The organism is Gordonia oleivorans (genome assembly GCF_040044975.1).
GTDB lineage: Bacteria > Actinomycetota > Actinomycetes > Mycobacteriales > Mycobacteriaceae > Gordonia > Gordonia oleivorans.
Genome location: NZ_JBDZDI010000027.1, coordinates 1 through 15,272, shown reverse-complemented (window position 1 = coordinate 15,272; position 15,272 = coordinate 1). Strand labels below are relative to the sequence as shown.

At 67.3% G+C, this 15,272-nt stretch carries 8 protein-coding genes and 1 pseudogene; 8 read left to right on the top strand and 1 reads right to left on the bottom strand.

The genetic code is table 11. The annotated features are described in order from the left end of the window. Nucleotides 1–76 precede the first annotated feature (76 nt). The 3 genes from ABLE92_RS23755 to ABLE92_RS23745 all read left to right on the top strand — a co-directional run bounded on the left by ABLE92_RS23755 (nucleotide 77) and on the right by ABLE92_RS23745 (nucleotide 7,575). The gene (locus ABLE92_RS23755; protein WP_348807270.1) at nucleotides 77–772 is read left to right on the top strand and encodes a hypothetical protein; all 696 of its coding nucleotides are present in this window, start codon (nucleotides 77–79) and stop codon (nucleotides 770–772) included. A 100-nt stretch (nucleotides 773–872) separates the two neighbouring features. Continuing rightward, nucleotides 873–4,247: an arabinosyltransferase domain-containing protein gene (locus tag ABLE92_RS23750; RefSeq protein WP_348807269.1), complete on the top strand. Its 3,375-nt coding sequence runs from the start codon at nucleotides 873–875 to the stop codon at nucleotides 4,245–4,247. Then, on the top strand, nucleotides 4,240–7,575 hold the full coding sequence (locus ABLE92_RS23745; RefSeq protein WP_348807268.1) for an arabinosyltransferase domain-containing protein: 3,336 nt from the start codon (nucleotides 4,240–4,242) through the stop codon (nucleotides 7,573–7,575). Before ABLE92_RS23750 ends, ABLE92_RS23745 begins: the two co-directional genes overlap by 8 nt. Nucleotides 7,576–7,773: 198 nt before the next feature. Here ABLE92_RS23745 and ABLE92_RS23740 read toward each other — a convergent pair whose 3' ends face one another. After that, on the bottom strand, nucleotides 7,774–11,121 hold the full coding sequence (locus tag ABLE92_RS23740) for an arabinosyltransferase domain-containing protein (RefSeq protein ID WP_348807267.1): 3,348 nt from the start codon (nucleotides 11,119–11,121) through the stop codon (nucleotides 7,774–7,776). A gap of 36 nt (nucleotides 11,122–11,157) precedes the next feature. Between ABLE92_RS23740 and aroQ the strand changes: the two genes are divergently transcribed. The 5 genes and pseudogenes from aroQ to ABLE92_RS23715 form a co-directional block, all read left to right on the top strand. Beyond that, the gene (gene aroQ, locus ABLE92_RS23735) at nucleotides 11,158–11,622 is read left to right on the top strand and encodes a type II 3-dehydroquinate dehydratase (RefSeq protein ID WP_348807266.1); all 465 of its coding nucleotides are present in this window, start codon (nucleotides 11,158–11,160) and stop codon (nucleotides 11,620–11,622) included. Nucleotides 11,623–11,950: 328 nt separating this feature from the next. After that, nucleotides 11,951–13,723, top strand: coding sequence for a protein kinase domain-containing protein (locus ABLE92_RS23730; protein WP_348807265.1), 1,773 nt, complete (start codon nucleotides 11,951–11,953; stop codon nucleotides 13,721–13,723). Nucleotides 13,724–13,805: 82 nt separating this feature from the next. After that, the gene (locus ABLE92_RS23725; protein WP_348807264.1) at nucleotides 13,806–14,258 is read left to right on the top strand and encodes an SRPBCC domain-containing protein; all 453 of its coding nucleotides are present in this window, start codon (nucleotides 13,806–13,808) and stop codon (nucleotides 14,256–14,258) included. Beyond that, nucleotides 14,251–14,574, top strand: a complete 324-nt coding sequence (locus tag ABLE92_RS23720) for an ArsR/SmtB family transcription factor (protein ID WP_348807263.1) — start codon at nucleotides 14,251–14,253, stop codon at nucleotides 14,572–14,574. Before ABLE92_RS23725 ends, ABLE92_RS23720 begins: the two co-directional genes overlap by 8 nt. A gap of 486 nt (nucleotides 14,575–15,060) precedes the next feature. Beyond that, nucleotides 15,061–15,272 (top strand): annotated as a pseudogene (locus ABLE92_RS23715) (hypothetical protein); the annotation flags it as partial.

Below are 15,272 nucleotides of genomic sequence, written 5' to 3'. Positions count from 1 at the left end.
CCGAGCGGGCGCGTACTGCGGGCGGATGCGTGTCGGTCGGTGCCGCAGAGCCCGTCGGGCCACGATAATGGGCGGCATGCACTTCGAAGGCGATATGTCGGGTCCCGAACTGTTCTCGCAGTTCTACGCGGTGGTCCTGCCGCATGCGCACAGCGCCACACGTCGCGTGTTGTGGTCGCCGCGCTATCAGGACTGGTTGCGGTCCCGGGACGGCCGCGTTCAGAGCCGCGACACCTTCCTCAAACGGCCCGGCACCACCGACGGGCATCCGGACGAGCCCGATCAGGAGAAACTGACCGCGGCCGAGGAGCTCGCCGCGCGGGTGTTCGACTCCGACGACCCGTGGGTCTGTGAGCGCTGCGGGCAGCGCGCGCCACGACTGCACTTCATCGCGCCCGACGTCCACGGGGTGCCGGCGGTGTACTGCGTGGAGGTCCCGGCACTCGACGTCGTCGAATCCAAGGGTGTCGTCGGCCTCGTCAAACACTGGGGGAGTCCCTTCGCCTGTCAGTCGGTGAACCCGGCGATCGAGACCGGTCCCGCCGACGTCGAGATCGGCCCGCGGGTGCTCTATCCGTTCGGCAAACCCCTGCCCGCCGGCGACGTGATCGCCCGCGACTGGTGTTCACGATGCGTCCAGTCGGCTGCCGCCGCCGTCGAGGTGGCCGCGCGCAACGGTGAACCCGTCGAGGCGAGGATGCGGGTGCAGGCCGAGATCATGATCAAGAACACGGCCCTGGAACTGCTCAGGTATTCGTCTGCACAGCGCTGACGCGGAGTCCGGCCTGTCGGATTCCCCGGCATGATCCGATGCCGCAATCCGATGCACCGAGACGACCACCCAGGATCGTCCACTACTGTGTCCGACTGAGATGAGTGAGCCCCAGACGCCGACGTCCGTCACGCCCGATCGGCGTGGCGATACTCGTGCACTCCACATCGGCGGCCGCCGGATCCACTCCGATCCGAGGTTCTGGGCCCTGCTCAGCGCCGTCGCCGGGTGCGTCGCCGTCATCGCGGCCATCCTGACCCCGTTCCTGCCGGTCACCGCCCACACGGCCACCATCACGTGGCCGCAGGGTCAGTCGCAGCAGGCGACACCCGGGGTCACCGCGCCGCTGGCCGCGCAGACCGCCGCCAGGCTCGACGTCAGCGCCGACTGCGGACTGCTCGCCGACGCTGTGCGCGCAGCGCACACGAGTGGTCGCACCGTCCTGACGACCATGCCCGCCGACGCCCAGCGCGCCCGCGACGGCGCCCTGGTCATCACCGCCACCCGCACCGGGGTCACCGTGGTGACCCGCGGCACGGAGATCGCCGCGGCCACCGCCGACCAGCTCAACACCTGCCGCCGGCTGCACGTGTGGTCGGCTCGTGACGGGGTCGGCGCCCGATTCCTCGGCGTGGGCGGCCCGGACGCGGCGGGCACCGCCGAACCCGCCGACCAGCCACAGATCGCCGGACTGTTCACCGACCTGGACTCGACCACCGGTCTGGCCGTGCGCGTCGACATCGACAACCGCTTCGACACCAGTCCGTCGGCGCTGAAACTCGTGGTGATGATCCTCGGGGTGCTCGCGGCGCTGCTGTCCTTCGTCGCGATCGCGGCCCTCGACGTCATCGGCGGATATCACCGGCGGATCGGCCGGATCGACGTCCGTCGACTGCTGATGCCGCGGGCCGTCGACATCGTCGTGACGGCGGTGCTGGTGATCTGGCATTTCCTGGGCGCCGGATCGTCGGATGACGGCTACATCCTCGGGATGGCGCGCAACAGCGTCGATGCCGGATACCTGGCCGATTACTACCGATTCTTCGGCATCCCCGAGGCGCCGTTCGACTGGTACTACTCCTTCCTCGCGCTCTGGTCGCAGGTGTCGACCGCCGGCGTGTGGATGCGGTTACCGGCCCTGCTGGCCGGGCTGGCGAGCTGGTTCATCCTCAGCCGCATCCTGCTGCCGCGACTCGGTGGCGCGATCCGTCGGTCGCAGTGGGCGATGTTCACCGCTGCGGCGGTGTTCGTGGCCTTCTGGATGCCGCTGTGCAGCGGGCTGCGCGCCGAACCGATCATCGTGCTGGGTTCGCTGCTCACCTGGTGGGGCGTCGAGCAGACGGTCGCCACCCGGCGACTGCTACCGGCCGCCGGTGCGACCCTCGCCGCCGGGATGACGTTGGCCCTGGCGCCGCACGGAGTGATTGCGGTCGCGCTGCTGCTGGCCGGTTCCCGGCCGATGCTGCGCACCCTGCGCCTGCGTTCGGCCGACCTGCACCTACGGTGGCGTGGGCGCACACTCTGGGGATCGGGACTGGTACCGCTGCTCGCGCCGCTCGCCGCGGCCGCCGGGCTCGTGGTGATGGTGGTCTTCCGCGACCAGAGCCTGGCCACCGTCGCCGAGGCGCTGCGCGTGCGGGAGACCGTCGGCCCGACACTGTCCTGGTACCAGGAGTTCCTGCGGTACTACTACCTCACCCTGACCACCACCGACGGCACCATGGTGCGTCGCGTTCCGGTGCTGCTGTTCTTCGCGGCGATCTTCGTGACCGTGGCGATCATGCTGCGCCGCAAACACATCCGCGGTGTCGACTCGGCACCGGTGTGGCGTCTCATCGGTGCCGTCGGACTGACCGTCCTGCTGCTGTCGTTCACCCCGACCAAGTGGACGGTGCAGTTCGGGATCTACACCGGACTCGCGGCGGCGATGGCCGCGGTGACCACGGTGGCGGTGGCGCAGATCGCCCGCCGCTCACCGCGCAATCTGTGGATTTACATCGCCGGCCTGATGTTCGTGTGCGCGGTGTCGGTGGCCGGCCAGAACGCCTGGGGCTGGGCCTACGACTTCGGTATCGCCTGGTTCGACAAGGCGCCCGTCATCGCCGGGCGGCCGCTGTCGTCGGTGTTCCTGGTGCTCACGGTCCTGTCCCTGGCAGTAGCGGTGTGGTTCCACCTGCGTATCGACATCGACGCCGAAAAAGGTCGGGTGCGAACAGATTCCGCGTCGGCGGGTGGTTGGCGGACCGGTCTCGCCTCGGCGCCGATGGTGGTGATCGTCTCGGTGGTGGTGCTGGCCGAGTTGGTGCTGTTCGCCAAGGCCGCCGCCGACCGCAGTGACACCTACACCACCTTCGGAGCCAACGTCGCCGCCGTCACCGGCAACCCGTGCGGCATGGCCGACAAGGTGCTCGTCGAGCCGGACGCGAATGCCGGTGCGCTGCAACCGATCGGCACCACCGACGTCTCCGCGGCGCTGGCCGGGGAACAGAGTGGCTTCACCCCCGACGGTGTCGCCGGCGACCTCACCCCGGAGTCGACGACGCTGGGCGCCGGAACCATCAACACCGCAGGCAATCTCGCGCGACCCTACGTGGTGACCGGGGGAATGCCCGGCACGATCGGCGGCGTCGGCCCGGCCGGGGTCAACGGCTCCACGGCGGCGCTGCCCTTCGGTCTGGACCCGGCCACCACACCGGTGCTCGGCAGTTACGGCCACGACAACGGCACCGCCGAATTGACCTCGCTGCCGTACCGATTGCCGGCCCGCGATTCCTCACCGCTGCTCGTCATCACCGCCGCCGGACCGGTGTTCTCGGTCGACCAGGACGGCGTGATCACCCCCGGACGGTCGTTGACCGTCGAGTTCGGCACGGTGTCGGGCAACGACTTCCGGCGCATCGGCGCCTCGTACGTGCCGATCGATCCCGGGCCCGACCGCCCGAATCGGCCGTGGCGGAACCTGCGCATCCCAATGTCCGCGGTGCCCGCGCAGGCCACCGCGATGCGGATCGTCGCCGTCGACGACAACCTGGCGAACGACCAGTGGCTGGCGTTCACCCCGCCACGCGCACCGCAGCTGACGACCCTGCAGGACCTCGTCGGCTCCGACGCCCCGGTGCTGCTGGATCTGTCGGTGGGTAGCCAGTTCCCGTGCCAGCAGCCGGCCACCGTCAGCAACGGCGTCAGCCAGATCCCGCAGTGGCGGATCACCCCGGATCGCACGACGACGTTCTCCAAATCCAAGTCATGGCAATCGGCGATCGGTGGTGGTGCCCTCACCACAGCCGATGCGTTGACGAAGCCGGACACGTTGGCGACCTACCTCGAGGGTGACTGGTACCGCGATTGGGGCAGCCTGCAACGCCTCACACCGCTGGTGCCCGACGCCCCGGCGGCCCGGATCGCCACCGGCGAGGCGACACAATGGGGATGGACCCGCGACGGTGCGATCAGAGTGGTGGCAGAGAATGACTGACCGCGAGGTGACCGAGTCCGGGGTGTCCGAGACCGGGGTGTCCGACCGCAGAATCCGGATCGCTCGGATCGTTGCCGTCGTCGCCGGCGCGATCGGCATTCTGCTGGCCGTGGCCATGCCGCTGCTACCGGTGAGCTTCACCAAGGTGGTGCTCAACTGGCCGCAGCAGGGTGTCGAGAATGTGGTGGCGCCCAACGTGTCCTACACGCCGACGAACATGGACATCACGGTGCCGTGCCGATTGGCCGCCGACCTGCCCGCCGAGGGTGGGGTGTTGGTGTCGACGGTCCCGCAGAGTGGGGTCGAGGCCGGCAAGGTGGGCCTGTTCGTCCGGGCCACCTCGGATCGTCTGCTGGTGACGCAGCGAAATGCGGTGCTGCTCAACGCACCGCGAGAGCAGGCACAGAGCACCCCCGACTGCACGGTGGTCATTCATGCCGACACCGATGGCACCCGCGGCGAGATCCGGGGCCTGTCCACCGACGGTGGGGCACCGCCGAGTTTCGATCTGCGCGACCCCAATGCGCGTCCGCAGATCATCGGCGTCTTCACCGACCTGCCCAAGGATGTTGACGCCCAAGGCCTCTCGTACAGCTCCACGGTGGACACCCGCTTCGTGTCGAGCCCGACGGCGCTGAAACTGATCGCCGCGATCGTCGGCGTGATCATGACGATCGCCTCGCTGGTCGCATTGGCGATCCTCGACTCGCAGGATGGCCGCAAGGTGCGTCGCTGGCTGCCTCGACGGTGGTGGCGGATCACCCTCGCCGACGTGGTGGTCGTTGCCACCCTGGTGATCTGGCTGTTCATCGGTGGCAACACCGCCGACGACGGATATCAGCTGACCGTCGGACGCATCGCGCCCGGCGCCGGATACCTCGACAACTACTACCGGTATTTCGGTGTGCCGCAGGACCCCTTCGGATGGCACTACCAGTACCTCGCGCTGTGGATGCAGGTCAGTACGGCCACGCCGTGGTTGCGACTGCTGCCGTTACTGTTCGCCCTTGCCGGGTGGTTCCTGTTGTCGCGGGCCGCGTTCGGACGGATCGGTGCGGCCGTGCGAACCTCGACCGCCGCACGGTGGGCGGGTGCGTTCGGGTTCCTGGCGGTGTGGCTGGCGTTCAACAACGGATTGCGCGTCGAGCCGATCCTGGCGGTCGGCATCCTCGCGACCTGGCTGCTCGTCGAACGCACGGTGGCCACCGGACGGCTGTTCCCGCTGACGCTGGCGATCATCGTCGCCGCGTTCACGCTCACCGTGCACCCGGCCGGCGCGATCGCCGCACTCGCACTCGTTGCGGCGTTGCGGCCCATCGTCACACGCCTGCGCTACCGCATCCGGCGCGACGGCTGGCTACCGGTGCTGGTGCCGATTCTCGCGTCGGGTCTGCTGGTGCTGTACGAGATCTTCGCCGATCAGCCCCTCGCATCGATCCTCGAGGGCGTCAAGGTGCAGGGCATCGTCGGACCCACCAACAAGTGGTGGACCGAGGCGATGCGGTACTACATCCTGCAGAATCCGACCACCGACGGCTCCATCGCCCGACGCATCGGTATCTTCGTGACCTTCCTCGCGGTCATCATCATCGTGCTCACCCTGCTGAGCAAACGCCGGGTGCCGCGCATCGCGACGGCGCCGCTGTGGCGAGTGGTCGCGATCCTGGCCGGAGCCGTTCTGGTGCTGGCATTTTCGCCCACCAAGGCCACCCACCAGATGGGCGCGTTCGCCTGCATGACCGGCGTGCTGGTGGCGTCGGCGACGGCGATGATCTCGCCGCAGGTGATCCGACGCCGATGCAATCGCACGTTCATCGCGGCCGCCGCGACCTACGTGCTCGCCGTCACCTTCGCCGGCCGCAATCAGTGGTGGTACGTCGGCAGTTACGGAATCCCCTGGGGCGACGACACCCCCAACGTCGCGGGTATCGAACTGTACATTCCGATCCTGCTCGTCGCGGTGGCGTTGACGATTCTCGGTGCGTGGCAGTACTACCGGGACGACCGTCGCGCCCAGGCCGGCGAGCCGGTCGAGGAGTCGAGCACGGGTGTGCGCGGGTGGCTCGGGCGGATGCCGACGTACTCGCTGGCCATCGTGTTGGCGATCGTGCTCGTGTTCAACATGATCTCGTTCGCGAAAGCGATTCAGACACAGCGAGGTTCGTGGTCATGGGCGAGTTCCAACGTCAACGCGCTGCGGGGTGATCCGTGCGCATTGGCCGACGCGGTACTCGTCGAGGCCGACCCGAACAAGGGGATTCTCGCACCGGCACAGGTTGCCGGACAGAACAATCCGTCGCCCGGGGCGGCGTTGGCCGGCGCCGGGATGACCGGCTTCACACCCAATGGTGTGGCCACGAATCTCGAGGACACCTACGACGATTCCGATGGCTCGGATGCGACCACACAGGACCCGGCGCAGACCGAACCGACCACGTCGCAGGATCTGTCGTCGGGCACCGCGGGATCGTCGGACACCGGTGGCGGCACCACCGCCAACCAGGGCGTGAACGGTTCGTCGGTGAAGCTGCCGTTCGGCCTGGACCAGTCCCAGGTGCCCGTCCTTGGAAGCTTCGGGGCGCCGAATGGCCGGGCGCAGTTGACCTCCGACTGGTATCAGTTGCCCGCACGCGGCGAGGACAAGCCCCTCGTCACGATGTCGGTGGCCGGGCAGGTGCAGTACGTGGACGAGCTCGCGGTGACGCATCCGGGGCAGAAGCTCACGATGGAGTTCGGGCGGGTGGAGCCCGACGGCCGGGTGACGACCGTCGCCTCGATGGTGCCGCTGGGTATCGACACCGCCCCCGAGTGGCGAAACCTGCGTTTCCCGTTGGAATCCGCGCCGCCGCGCGCCACTGTCGTTCGCGTCGTCGCCGCCGACACGAGCTCGGACCCGGCGCAGTGGCTGGCGCTCACCCCGCCGCGCGTCACGCCGATGACGACACTGAATGATCTTGTCGGCAGCGAGGATCCGGTGCTGCTGGACTGGGAGGTGGCCTTCGCCTTCCCATGTCAGCGGCCGGCCGGTGTGCACAACGGCATCCTGGAGGTTCCGCAATGGCGGATCACCCCGGACGCCGAGGGTGAGCGGGTGAATTCGCGGCGCTGGATGGCCGGTGACTATGGCGGCCCGCTCGGCATCGTCGAGAACGATCTGCGGCCGACGGTGTTGCCGTCCTATCTACGCAACGCTTGGGCCAAGGACTGGGGCAGTCTGCAGAAGCTGACCCCGCTTGTCGATCAGGTTCCGGTGGCGAATCTCGAAGTGACGCAGGACGTCCACACCGGACTCTGGACCCCCGGACCGATGCGGGCGATCACCAACTGACGCTGACCGTGCTCACCGCCGCCGGTTGAGCACCATCCCCCCGCCGGTTGAGCGCCCATCCCCCGCCGGTCGAGCACCCTACCCCCCGCCGGGTGAGCGCCCATCCCCCGCCGGTTGAGCGCCCATCCCCCCGCCGGTCGAGTAGCCCCGAGGAACGAAGGGCGTATCGAGACCACCCCAACGTGAAAGCGATCCAGCTCAGTACCGAATCGGCGCGGGACTCCACAGCCCGCTGCGGGTCTGTGTTCCGGTGGTGATGTCCGCGTTCGTGGTCACATCGTCGTACGGGACAAGACGTTCCAGCGATCCCCAGTCGCGTCCGACGTCGCCCTGCAGGTAAGTGCCGACGGCGGTCGGGTCGAGGAGGACCTGCTCCCACCCCAAGGGTCCGCCGCCGAAGCTGTCCTGCCACGCCGACACGGCGGCCGAGAGATCGGCGCCGGGTTCGATGCGCCACTGGGGGATTTCGGCGACGCCGTCGTGATGGGTGAAGGGACGTTGGCAGGGGAACACCAGGCCGGAGGTCCAGTCGACGTGCACCGGATCGCTGCTTCCGACAACCTCTTGCAGGGTCTGCATCTTCGGTAGCCGCGGCGGGGTGACCATGATGTAGCGGTCCTGGGACAGGTTGTCGTCGGTGGCGACGATGCGCACCGCGGTCACTCCATCGGGCAGGTCGCTGGTGGGTAGTCGCACGTTGCGCCACGACGGACGCGGACCGGGATCGATCATGTCCTTCGCGCCGGCGGCGGTGAGGTCTGCGTCCCGGGTGCCGTCACCGATGGGATCGGTGGTGTACTCGAGCTGCAGATTCTGCGGATAGTCGAACATCCCGGCCACCGAGAACGTCACCAGCGGGAACGACTTGTAGTCGGCGGGCATCCGGTACCAGCCGGAGGTGAGCCGCGCGGTGGTCTGGTCGGTATCCGAATAGCTGCCGAGCACAGGGGTTTTCGACCGGTCGAGCTCGAACGGCAACGATGCGTGGCTGCCGTTGATGCCGGGTGTGGTCTCCTCGCCACCGCCGGTGCCGCCGGCGTTGGCGATCAGCACATCCGGGTCGGCGGCGGCGTCGCCGGCGAGGACGCCGAGCGATCCGGCCGGGGCGTTCGCGTTGAGGTCGTCGTGCATACCGTCGGGGGTGAACCCCGTGGTCGCCTGCCGGGTCGAATCCGCGGGCTGCGTGGCGGGTCCGGCGAGCGGATCGGCCAGCGTCGAATCAACCGGGGTGAGTTGGTAATCGCTCGGGTTCTGCTCGACCCAGATCTTGTCGGCCATGCCGCACTGCTTGCCGGTCAGGGCCTCGAGGTTGGAACGCGGCACCGAATACGACTCGGCCTGATGGATTCCGGCGAAGGCGGCGGTGATCAGTTCGAAGGCCACCACCACCGCGGCCACCCAGGCCAGGGGAGACCCGGCCAGCGAATGCCAGACGCGTCGATACCAGGGATGCGGCCTCTCGGTCCAGTGGGCTTCTTCGTCGGCCTCCGGATCGGTGCCGGTGAACGGCTCCCGGAAGTGAAACCACAACGCCAGCAACAACAAGACCAGTGAGACGGCCAGCATCGCGGTGCCGATGCGGACGACGATGGTCACCTGGTCGACGCCCCACGGCATACCCCAGGCCGACGAGTAGTAGTACGAGTTGGGGCCGGTGAACGCAAGGCCGACGATGAAGAACACCAGCGCCGCGTACAGGGTGCGGTTGCGGCGTGAATGCATGGCGCTCTGGCTGGCCGCGATGGCGGCGATGGCCGCCAAAGCGGCTGCCAGACCGGCGAACACACCGAAGTGGTGGGTCCACTTGGTCGGGGTGAACATCAGGAACACCAACGACGCGAAGGTGATTCCGACGATGCGTCGGGACGGGCCGAGTGCCGTGCCCGGGATGCGGGACTTGCGGATCAGCACGGCCGCGGAGACCACCAGGCCGAGGATCATCGCGAGCACCGCGAAGCGTCGGGCGATGGAACCGTCGGCGGAGAACGCGAACAACGACGAGTAGCGATCGATCTCGTTGTACCAGTGCAGCGACGGCCCGAGCGCCGATTTCATGCTCGACGCCTCCATGAAGGAACGGAGCGTCAGATTGGAGAAGACGACGAAGACCACGAAGGTCCCGGCCGCCCCGATCGGGGCGAGCAGCGCCAGGTAGGCGCGCCAGCCACCACCGATGGCCCGGGCGCGTTTGATCAGCGCCAGGATCATCGGCCGCGCCCCGGCGATCAATGCGGCGACGGCGAGCAGACCGGTCGGACCGGCGGCGAGGCTGAACGCACCGAACAGGCACGCCAGCGCTGCGGGCAGGAGCCGGCCGGTCGCGATCGAGCGTTCCACCGAGCACCACGTCAGCAGCGCGCCGAGGCAGATGATCGGCTCCGGACGCAGGCCGTTGTTGAACGGGAACCACGACGCCAGGAACACGAAGGCGGCCGTCCAGCCCACCCCGGGGCGGATGATCGCGGCCCGACCGAGTCGCGGCAGCACCTCATGGCTGATGATCAACCACGAACAGATGCCACACAGCAGTGCCGGCAGCCGCATCCAGGGGCTGGCCACCGAGACGTGGCTGAGCAGTCCGAAGACCTGGTAATACCACCCGAACGGCGCTTCGGGTGCGCCGAACCACCGGAAGTAGTTGGCGGTGTACTCACTGTTCTGCGCGACCCGCGACATGGTGAGCAGATACCCGTCGTCGGAGGTGTTGGGTCCGACGAAATGCCAGATGATGAGCGCGCCGATGACCACGTAGTCGCGGGTATTCAGACGCCACCAGCGGGCCGGGAAGATACGACGGTGTTTGCGGCCGTCGGTCGAATCGAGCACCGCCAGCGCCGACAGTGACAGCAACGTGCAGATGATGCCGACGATGAGGACGAGCCACTTGAGGATCGTCGGCGTCGACGTGTACCGCGAGTCGATGGTGACGTGGGCCGTCAGCCCGGGGATCGCCGACGCCGCGCCGGACAGATCGGTGAACAGGCCGGTGACCTGCGGTCGCTGGTCGGAGGTGTAGAGCTCGCGGTCGGCGGTCGTGCCGGTGAGCGATTCGCCCTTGTCGTTGGTCATGCCGACGAATTCGGCGGTCACCTCGTCGTGATCGGCGTGGACGACGATCTCGCGGCAGTCCTGTGCCCGGATCTGATCGAGCGTGGCCGAGACCAGCGGCACGTTGCGGTTGACCACCTCGACGGTCTGCCCGCCGCCGGTCGGGCCGGTCGTGCGGATGAAGAGGCCACGTTCGGGTGCCTTCTCCGCGCTCTTGGGTGTGGTCGACAGGAGCACCGACTCGCCGGGCGTCAGGTCGTCGACCGCCGAGCACGGGACGCTCACGTCCAGGTCGATGGGTACGTAGCTGACCAGCGGCGCGGTCACCGAGGTGATCTCGCCGTGCTGCGGCCACGAGATCTCCGCGGTGGTCTGCTTGACCGGCATCAGGGGAGTCGCCAGAGCGAGGAACACCCCGAGCAGTCCGGTGATGATGGCGAGGAGTCTTGCTCGCCTTACCGTCGACGCTGCTGGCACAAAGAGTGATCGTAGTTGCATCACGCGACGCATTTCGCCGCCGGTACGCTGACCGTCATGTCGACCGATGCCGCTCCCGACGCCACACCCTTGCCGATCCTGCTGCTCAACGGCCCGAACCTGAACACGCTCGGCTTGCGGCAGCCCGAGATCTACGGTGCCGACACCCTCGCCGACGTCGTCGACCTGGCCGAACGTACCGCCGCCGAACTCGGCTACGGACTGCGTGCCGCCCAGACCAATCATGAGGGCGAGATGATCGACTGGATTCACGAGGCGCGTGGGAACGTGTCCGGCATCGTGATCAACCCGGCCGGCTGGACGCACACCTCCGTCGCCCTGGCCGACGCACTCGTCATCCCCGAGGTTCCGGTGATGGAGGTGCACATCAGCAATGTGCACAAGCGCGAGGCGTTCCGGCATCACTCGTATGTCTCGCCGATCGCGGCCGGCATCGTCGTCGGCTACGGCATCCGGGGCTATGAGTTCGCCATCCGACGATTGGTCGAGTTGGTCGGTTGACGAGCTGACGCGGTTCTTCCCGTCCGGACTGGCGTCGGTATTCTGCTGCGAACCGTAGTAGATCGAGGGGGACGGTCATGCAGCCCGACGAGGAATTCGCCGGTTACCGGGTGGTGCGCACGCTGGGGTCGAGCCGCACCGGGACGATGTATGAGGCCGAGTATCTGGAGGACGGGTCTCGGGTCGCGCTGCATGTGATCGAGCCCGATCGTGGTGGGCCTGTGCCCGAGCAGTTCATCGCTTCGATGCGAGCGGTGTCGGGGCTGTCGCATCCGAGCATTGCGACGATCACCCGGTTCGGGGTGGAGGGTGACCTCGCGTCCGGTGGGTGCCGTGGTGCGCGACGGAGTTCGTCGACGGGCCGGACCTGGCCCACGCCGGCGGACTGTCGCCGACCGACCTGTCGCGGGTCGTCGGCGATGTGGCCGCGGCGTTGGATGCGGCGCACGCCCAAGGTGTTCTCCATCGGGCGGTGACGCCGGCGAACGTGATCGTGACACGCGGCGACGACGGTGCCATCGCTCGGGTGGTGGTGACCGACTTCGGTGTTGCCGGCGCTGATTCGGGTCCGGAGTCGTTGTCGTTCGCGGCGCCGGAGTTGTTGCAGGGTGGGATGCCGTCGCCGGCGTCGGATCAGTATGCGTTGGCGGTGCTGGTATTCGCCTGCCTCACAGGACGACTCCCGTTCGAGGCGCCGACCCCGGCGGGACTGATGATGGCGCAGTTGTCGGCGCCGGTGCCGTCGGTGGGTGATCCGGCGGTCGATGCGGTGCTGGCGCGTGCGTTGGCGAAGGATCCGCGGGCGCGGTTCGTGTCGTGTGGTGAGTTCGCGGGTGCGTTGAAAGCTGCTGTGGGGGTTGCGGGTTCGGTTGGGCAGCGCAGTGTGTCGTTGACCAAGGAGGCGGGTGCGCCGGCTGCTCCCGTTGCGCCGGGTGGGCCGGTGGTTCCGCCTGCCCGACCCTCGTCGCGGCGGAAGTGGTTGTGGGCCATTCCTGTTGGTGTGGTGGCGCTGCTTGCGGTGATCGCGATCGTCGCGGTGGTGGTCGTGCGGGGTGGTGGTGGCGACCCCGATCCTCGTCAGATCGCCAATCCGGCCGCGGGATCGAATTGGACGGCTGTGGACGGATTCATGGGAACCGCTTGCGGCGTCGACGGCGGCGAGTTGTACTGCTGGGCCGACGAGGAGTGGTCGCACACGTACATCGACTTCTTCCCCGATGCGAACCCTGCGCCATTCGGCTCGCTACAGGATGTCACCGACGTCAGCTTTGATGGCAAGGCGGGCTGTGCGGTCGCGGGTGGGGAGGTGTACTGCTGGGGCAGCTACGGGTCTGCCGACTACTCGCCGCCGGTGACCACGCCCACCCGACTGGCCGGCATCGACAAGGTGACAAAGATCGTCGGCGCGTCGACGGGGTGTGCACTGAGCGAAGGTGACGTCTACTGCTGGGGCCACAACAAGGGCTACCGGGTGGCCGACTCGCTGGAGTACCCCGACGACACGGACTACGTTGCCGTACCGACCAAGGTGCCCGGACTCGGTCATGTCACGGACGTCGCGATCTCGGGTTCTGCGTATTGCGCGTTGAGCGACGGCACGCCCTACTGCTGGGGAAACAATGCGTACGGGCTCCTCGGCAACGGCCGCGTCGACGAGAACGCAGTGGAGTCGACTCCACGACCGGTCGTCGATATGACCGGGATTGCCGGCATCACCAAGATCAGCGGTGGCGGCGGAGCATTCTGCGTCCTGCAGAATGGCACCCCGGAATGTTGGGGCCACCTTCTCGGCGATGACGGTCAGTACGCCGACGTGCCGAAGCCCACCCCGGTGCCCGGTGTCCATGGGTACCTGGACATCGCTGTCGGTTCGGGACCGCTCATCTGTGGAATCTCGTCTGCTCACGAGGTCTATTGCTGGGGCAGCAACTACGACTACATTCCCAACCCCAACGGCACTCTGGGGGACAACGTCCCGACACCGGTGAAAATCGACGGGCTCGACGGTGCCTCGAAAGTGGTGGTGCCATTCCGAGGTATGTGCGCGATCCGCAGCGGTGATCTGTTCTGCATGGGGCTCCTCAAGCCGCCGGGGCACTGACTAACTGCAACCGGGGGGTTGCATTGAGGTGGATTGAGTGCAACCATAGAGTTGCATATAACCGATCAATCCAGGAGTCGCCATGTCCACCACCGATTTCGACCGCATTGAGCACCAGGTCACCATCAGCGCCCCCATCGACCGCGTGTGGGCGCTGGTCAGTGAACCGGGCTGGTACATCAACGATCGCGCACTCACCGAACATCGCATCGAGACCCGCGGCGACGTCACCATCGTCCACGACCCGACTCACGGCTCCTTCGCCATGCGGATCATCGAACTCGACGAACCTCGGTACGCCGCCTTCCGATGGCTGACCGATGCCGAGAATCTGGACAGCGCAGCGACTCTCGTCGAGTTCTGGCTGACCCAGACCGACGGCGGTGTCGAGCTCAAGGTCGCCGAGAGCGGATTCGCCTCGCTGGACGAACCCGAGATGGATCGTCGTTCACGTTTCGACGATCACAGCGAGGGCTGGCGACTCGAACTGAATCTCGCCAAAGAAGCTCTCACCGAATCGACTTCGCATGCCTGAGGTCTCGTCGCCGGTCGACGTCTTCGCGGCTTTGGCCGACGACAGCCGTTGGCAGGTCCTCGCAGAACTCGGCCGCCGGCCAGCATCGGCGTCGGCGCTGGCAGACCGACTGCCCATCACACGCCAGGCCATCGCGAAACACCTGCGGATACTTGCCGACGTCGGACTCGTCGAGCCGATGAAGGTGGGGCGCGAAATCCGTTACGAGGCAGTCGGAGCGCGGTTGTCCGATGTCGCGCGCCAGCTGGAGAAGATCGCCGGTGGGTGGGAGCGACGGCTCTCGCGCATCAAGGATCTCGCCGAGGGCGACGACTGACCGAGGTTGCGACTCGCCTTCGGGTTGCTGGGTCGTGGATCCGACGGTGACAGTCCTGCCGAACCGACAGCGCCCGGTTCTTCACTGACAGCGCTCTCTATTCCGTTGACAGCGCTCTTGGCTACGTTGACAGCGCCCTGAACCTCGTTGACAGCGCTCTGTTTACGGTGATGCGACCCCGCCCCGCCGGTCGAGCCGACCCCATCCCGCCGGTCGAGCCGACCCATCCCGCCGGTCGAGCCGACCCCATCCCGCCGGTCGAGCCGGACGGAGCGCTAGCGAAGTCCGAGTCGAGACCTCGCAACATGATGCTGGAACCCCCACCACCACAACATCTCCCACGAAACGCGCCGCGCCATACCACACCCCACCGACAAGAAGATCCCGCCACGAACAAGTTATCCATAGATCAAAAGTTATGCACAGCAACAGGATTCACGAAATTGACCCTTGCGTCGACCGCCAACGAGGCGTACTGTGGTGAACATGACATCGGGGGAACTTGACACCACCATCGACTTCTTATCCGAACTCGACTACACCAACAGCAGCCTCACCCGCGAGGACGCAAAGCGCGCACTGCACGCCATCCTGCTGATCCGCAACCTGGTCGATCACCACGCCAGTGTGCTTGTCGGACTCTGCGATCACCTCAAGGTCGCAGAGAAGGAAGGCCGCAAACTTCAAGAGCTACTGCA

Bases quoted from the DNA above. Each gene is read 5' to 3' on its own strand.
- ABLE92_RS23745 (WP_348807268.1), top strand. From the start codon at position 4,240: ATGACTGACCGCGAGGTGACCGAGTCCGGGGTGTCCGAGACCGGGGTG.
- ABLE92_RS23740 (WP_348807267.1), bottom strand. From the start codon at position 11,121: ATGCAACTACGATCACTCTTTGTGCCAGCAGCGTCGACGGTAAGGCGA.
- ABLE92_RS23755 (WP_348807270.1), top strand. From the start codon at position 77: ATGCACTTCGAAGGCGATATGTCGGGTCCCGAACTGTTCTCGCAGTTC.
- ABLE92_RS23725 (WP_348807264.1), top strand. From the start codon at position 13,806: ATGTCCACCACCGATTTCGACCGCATTGAGCACCAGGTCACCATCAGC.
- aroQ (WP_348807266.1), top strand. From the start codon at position 11,158: ATGTCGACCGATGCCGCTCCCGACGCCACACCCTTGCCGATCCTGCTG.
- ABLE92_RS23720 (WP_348807263.1), top strand. From the start codon at position 14,251: ATGCCTGAGGTCTCGTCGCCGGTCGACGTCTTCGCGGCTTTGGCCGAC.
- ABLE92_RS23750 (WP_348807269.1), top strand. From the start codon at position 873: ATGAGTGAGCCCCAGACGCCGACGTCCGTCACGCCCGATCGGCGTGGC.